At 70.5% G+C, this 254-nt stretch carries 1 protein-coding gene; it reads left to right on the plus strand.

Annotation, left to right across the window (positions count from 1 at the left end):
- The coding region (locus U5775_RS39290; protein WP_322063480.1) for a hypothetical protein at window positions 1-254 on the plus strand (254 nt) is incomplete at both ends.

Here is a 254-nt window from a genome sequence, read left to right on the forward strand (position 1 = left end):
AACGCGTCTGACCGATGCGCAGACCTCGCCGCTGCTCGCGGTCATGAAGGCGGTGCAGTACCAGGGCGAGGCGGGCCGTTCCTCGCAGGCGCTCACCGATACGCTGGTGCGCAAGGCGCAGGGGCTGTTTGGCGACAGCGGTGGCGATGCGACGCAGGCGCCGGTGGTCAATCCGCTCGATCGCTCGTTCGGGCCGCTACTCGCGCTGATGGGCGACGCAAGCCCGGGTGCGGGCGGTGGCGAGGCCGACAAAG

Source organism: Paraburkholderia sp. J63 (assembly GCF_905220245.1).
Lineage (GTDB): Bacteria > Pseudomonadota > Gammaproteobacteria > Burkholderiales > Burkholderiaceae > Paraburkholderia.